Source organism: Nitrospirota bacterium (assembly GCA_035873375.1).
Classification (GTDB): Bacteria; Nitrospirota; Thermodesulfovibrionia; order Thermodesulfovibrionales; family JdFR-85; genus BMS3Bbin07.
Map to the genome: position 1 here is coordinate 1 of JAYWMQ010000060.1, position 4,873 is coordinate 4,873.

Here is a 4,873-nt window from a genome sequence, read left to right on the forward strand (position 1 = left end):
ACTCTCTGACCTTCCTCTCCTGCGAGCCCGGGAAGACAGGAATTGCCTCGTGATAGATCTTTTTTGCGCCGAGCATGGAGGAAAGACAGTCAAAATCTGCATTAACATGGCAGACGATCAGGTCCATAAAGATAGGATAACCTATCCGTCTGCCTTTTTTCTGAATTTCCTGCTTACCGCTATCCTGTCCCGTCCACTCGATTTTGCATCGAATAATGCGGTGTCGGCAAGGGTTATGAGGTCATCGTGGGTATTAACATCATGTACAGGCCAGCACGATATCCCGATACTTGAGGTAATCCTTTCCTTTCCGATTCCCTTGAATCCGTGTTCCCTGATAAAAGTCCTCAGCCTCCCGGCCTCTTTTTCTGCACCGTCAATCGGCGTCTGGGGTAGTAAAACAATGAACTCTTCGCCTCCGTAACGGGCAAAAACGTCGCTCTTTCGAACATGTCTCCTGACGAGCTGGGCAAACTCTCTGAGCACCATGTCACCCATCCGGTGACCATAAGTATCGTTTATCTTTTTGAAATGATCAATATCAAGCATTATGCAGGAGATGGGATGTCCGTAACGCTCGGCCCGGCTGAACTCCTCTTCCAGCCGGTGATAAAAGTACCTGATGTTATAGACGCCTGTAAGGTAGTCTGTTATGGCGAGTCTCTCAAGCCTTGTCTTTTCATTCTCAAGCTTTTCAAAGAGGAAGGCATTATAGAGGACATTGGCGGATATATTTGCAATTGCATTGCAGAGGTTAATCTCCCTTTTGGTAAAGGCCGACCTGATCCTTGACGTCCTCAAAAAAAGTGTCCCTATAATTTCATCCCTGTAAATAATCGGGAGTACGACTATCGAACGTATACCGAGGGGTGCAATGACGGACCTCACGGATTTCATAATCGGGTCTTCCATTGCATCCTGTATCACTATGGGTTTTTTACATAGCAGGGCCTTTTTTATCTCCGGATACTTTTTCAGATCAAGCTTTATGTCGGATATATGCGGGTCCTCAAAAGATGATACCACATGGGCATACCTCTTCTCACCAAATCCGATGCTGATTACCGAACAACGGGAGACCTCTATCATCTCGCTCAATTTCTTGACAACAAAATAAAGGACCTCGCTGGGATCAAGGGTGGAGGAGATAAGATAGGAAAGCTCTACAATCGCCTCAAGGTCTCTCTTTTCGGCATAGAGCCTTTCAAACCAGCTCCTCTTTTCAAGGGCCGTCTTGAGCTTCACATCAAGGTCATCCTCGTAAAAGGGCCTCATAAGATAATAATCTATGTTGTGCTGCAGCACCCCTTTGAGGCCCTTGGGAATGTTACCCGATATAAGCGCAACTGTCGGGATCCTGAGCTCCTTCACCTGCAGATCCTTGGTCCCGTTTGGAAAACCAACAATAATGGCATCCGGGGTTGTGGACTCAAGCTTCTCATAAAGTTCATCTGCAGAGTCAAGAAAAACAGGCTTCATGCCTTTTCTCTTGCGGAAAAATCCCTTAAGGAACTTCAGGCCATCAGGTTCCTTTTCATATACCAGTATGTTAATTCTTCTCTTTCCGGGCATTCTTTGAGAAGTATAGCAAAAAAGAGTCTTTTCCTTCATCTTTTATTATTTTTTCCAGGATAGCCAGGCCATTTCCGGTTATTACGGCTTTTTTACAGACACCCCCTGTTTTATAAATCTCTCAATATCCTTCAGGTTAAGTGTGTTTATAATGTCACCTGGCTCAAGCCACCCCCTCCTTGCCATTGCCACACCATATCTCATGTACTTGAACTGCGTCAGTATATGGGTATCAGTGTTTATAACAATGGGAATCCCCAGGCTTTTTGCCTCCCTGGCGTGCCTGTCGGAGAGGTCGAGTCTCATGGGGTATGCGTTTATCTCAAGGGCTGTTGACGTCTCTTTTGCAACACGCATAAACTCCTTCATATCGATCTCATAGGCATCCCTCTCACCGATAATCCTGCCTGTGGGGTGTGCAATAACATGAACATAGGGGTTTTTCATGGCACTGACGAGCCTCATCGTAAGCTGTTTGGCCGATTGTCTGAACCCCGAGTGTATGGATGCAACCACAAGATCGAGTTGCTTCAGTACCTCGTCGGGAAGGTCAAGGGTTCCGTCACTCCTTATATCCACCTCGACACCCGTAAAGACCCTGAACCCCCTGAGTTTTTTATTCAGGGCATCAATCTCACGTTTCTGCTCAAGCACTTCCTCCGGAGTAAGACCACCTGCTATACCAAGCCCCTTTGAGTGGTCTGTTATGGCTATATATTGATATCCCAGCTCCCTGGCAGCAGTAACGAGTTCTTCAATCCCATGACTGCCGTCACTCCATTTACTGTGAACATGAAGGTCGCCCCTTATATCCTCAAGGGTTACAAGCCGTGGAAGCCTTCCCGCAACCGCGGCCTCTATCTCCCCAAAATCCTCTCTCAACTCCGGCGGTATATAGGGGAGACCGATGAGCCTGTAAACATCCTCTTCCTTCTCTCCCCCCATCTTTTTGCCGTCTGCCTCCCTGAAGACACCATACTCGTTTATCTTCAGTCCCCTCTTTACTGCCAACTCCCTGATACGGATATTATGGGCCTTGCTCCCTGTAAAATACTGAAGTGCAGCACCAAAAGAGCCCTCTTCCACAACCCTGAGATCAACCTGCAGCCCCTCTCCGAGAACAACACTCGATTTTGTAGGCCCCTTCAGGAGGACCTCCTGCACACCCGGCAGGCGTACAAAGGCATTCATCACACCCTGTGGTTCTGATGAGGTTGCCAGGATATCAATATCCTTTATGGTCTCCTTCCAGCGTCTGAGACTCCCGGCAACATGGAGTTTCCCTATACCTGAAACCCCTTTCAGTTTTTCAATTATATCCTCTGCAACGGGGAGCACCTTGCCAAGGGGTTGTCTCTCCCTGCCCCTCTTCAGCATCTCTATGCCGCGAAGTATATTCTCTTCCGTCTTCTTCCTGATACCCGGCAGACCCTGTAGTCTGCCCTCCCTCGCAAGGCCCTCAAGCTCGTCCACATCCTTGACGTTAAGTTCCTTAAAGAGTAATCTGGCAGTCCTGGGTCCCACCCCGGGAACAGACATAATCCCGGTAAGCCCCGGCGGGACCTCCTGCCTGAGACTCTCAAGCGCCTCCATACGTCCATGGCTGAGGTATTCCCTTATCTTGCCGGCCAGGTCCTTTCCAATGCCGGGAATGGCTGTCAGTTCATCCTCGCTCAGTTTCGCGATATCGCGGCTCAGGGATTCTATGTTCTGCGCAGCCCTCCTGTATGCCCTTATCCTGAACGGGTTTTCCCCCTTCAGTTCAAGCAGGTCGGCTATCTCGGAAAATGCCCTTGCGATCTCCTGGTTCTTCATCTTTTTATAATATGCATTGGAAATTATAAAACACAGAGGCACAGAGACACTGAGTTAAAAAATATTCCTGAAGAAAGATTAAATTCCCTGTATTTCTCTGTGTCTCCCCGAATGCTTTCGGGGTGGTTAAATTCAGGTCTTTGTACTCATTTCCGGCCGAGTAATTCTTTTAATTCAACAGCATTCTTTGGCGCATAACCAAAGGCATCATTATTGAAATACATATACACATCAAGGCCTTGCCTTAAAAACCCCTTTATCCTCGCTGCATCCCTCCGGAGTTCCTCGAGGGAATAACAACTGTTATACCTCCCGCCGTGTCCATGCCTCCTGATATAAACAAAATCCGCAGTTGCTGGAAGTTCGGTGATAAACCCGGGCCAGTCAGCCATACAGAATGCGTGCCCCTCGTCCCTGAGAAGCGCTGTCACTTCAGGGACGATCCAGCCCGGATGCCGGAACTCAAAGGCATGCCTCACCCTGTATTTTCTCAGCATAAAGAGAAAGTCCCTGAGCCTGTCGCAGTCAAGGCCAAAGCCCGGGGGGAACTGCCAGAGCACTACAGAGAGCTTGTCCCTGAGGTCAACAGCAACATCAAAAAACCTTTCAACTGCCTCTTCAGGCTCCTTGAGCCTCTTGACATGGGTGATATACCTGCTGCCCTTGATGGAAAAAGAAAACCCCTCAGGGCTCTTTTTATACCACCCGGCAAATGATTCCCGTTTGGGCAGCCTGTAGAAGGTGACATTCAGCTCCACTGTATCAAATACACCGGTATAGTACTGAAACCACTGTTTTTTGGGAAGGCCTTCAGGATAAAAGACCCCCCTCCAGTGGTCATACATAAACCCGCTGCAACCGATCTTCACCTTCGCCATATTAGCATTGTATCACAAAGGCACGGGATTGAAAACAACCAATCCTCCACTCCTCCCCTTGACACAAAGCCCCCTCTAACCTTACTATTTACTATCAATAAAACATAACGGGGCGTAGCGCAGCCTGGTAGCGCACACGGTTCGGGACCGTGCGGTCGCTGGTTCGAATCCAGTCGCCCCGACCATTTTTTCCCCGGCAGCCTTCGGGTGGTTGCCTGGCCCAGAGGGCTCCTGAACTCATGCACATATTGGTAAGCAACGATGATGGCTATCTGAGCCGGGGTATCCAACTGCTCGCAGAGGTCGCAGGGCAATTTGGTGACGTAACAGTTGTGGCCCCTGACCGGCAGCAGAGTGCCGCCAGTCACGCCCTTAGTTTGCATCGACCGCTACGTGCCTGGCAAGAGAAACCCCGCGTCTGGGCGGTGGATGGTACGCCTACCGACTGCGTGAATCTCGCCTTGAACGGGCTTCTGGATTCCTCCGTGGATCTTGTGGTTTCCGGTATCAACCATGGTGCCAATCTTGGCGATGATGTTACCTATTCCGGTACGGTTGCGGCGGCGATGGAAGGTTGCCTGCTCGGTGTTCCTGCCCTGGCCTTCAGC

At 49.5% G+C, this 4,873-nt stretch carries 4 protein-coding genes and 1 tRNA gene; 2 read left to right on the top strand and 3 right to left on the bottom strand.

Annotated features, from left to right (window positions below; all coding sequences use genetic code 11):
* Window positions 1-141: 141 nt before the first annotated feature.
* From VST71_12625 to VST71_12635, 3 genes are all read right to left on the bottom strand, one after another.
* Complete coding sequence (locus VST71_12625; GenBank protein ID MEC4686562.1) at window positions 142-1,611, bottom strand: sensor domain-containing diguanylate cyclase; 1,470 nt, start codon at window positions 1,609-1,611, stop codon at window positions 142-144.
* A gap of 42 nt (window positions 1,612-1,653) precedes the next feature.
* Window positions 1,654-3,387 carry a DNA polymerase/3'-5' exonuclease PolX gene (gene polX / locus VST71_12630; GenBank protein ID MEC4686563.1) on the bottom strand — a complete coding sequence of 578 codons (1,734 nt, stop codon included), beginning with the start codon at window positions 3,385-3,387 and terminating at the stop codon, window positions 1,654-1,656.
* Between the two features lie 146 nt (window positions 3,388-3,533).
* A complete protein-coding gene (locus tag VST71_12635; protein ID MEC4686564.1) occupies window positions 3,534-4,265 on the bottom strand; it encodes a DUF72 domain-containing protein in 732 nt (243 codons plus the stop codon).
* Between the two features lie 108 nt (window positions 4,266-4,373).
* Between VST71_12635 and VST71_12640 the strand changes: the two genes are divergently transcribed.
* Both VST71_12640 and surE read left to right on the top strand, forming a co-directional pair.
* Window positions 4,374-4,450, top strand: a tRNA-Pro gene (locus VST71_12640).
* Between the two features lie 54 nt (window positions 4,451-4,504).
* Window positions 4,505-4,873 (top strand): 5'/3'-nucleotidase SurE (surE, locus tag VST71_12645; protein ID MEC4686565.1); only part of this gene is annotated, 369 nt, incomplete at its 3' end.

Coding starts and splice junctions, on each gene's coding strand:
- VST71_12625 (MEC4686562.1), bottom strand. CDS start 1,611: ATGAAGGAAAAGACTCTTTTTTGCTATACTTCTCAAAGAATGCCCGGA.
- polX (MEC4686563.1), bottom strand. CDS start 3,387: ATGAAGAACCAGGAGATCGCAAGGGCATTTTCCGAGATAGCCGACCTG.
- VST71_12635 (MEC4686564.1), bottom strand. CDS start 4,265: ATGGCGAAGGTGAAGATCGGTTGCAGCGGGTTTATGTATGACCACTGG.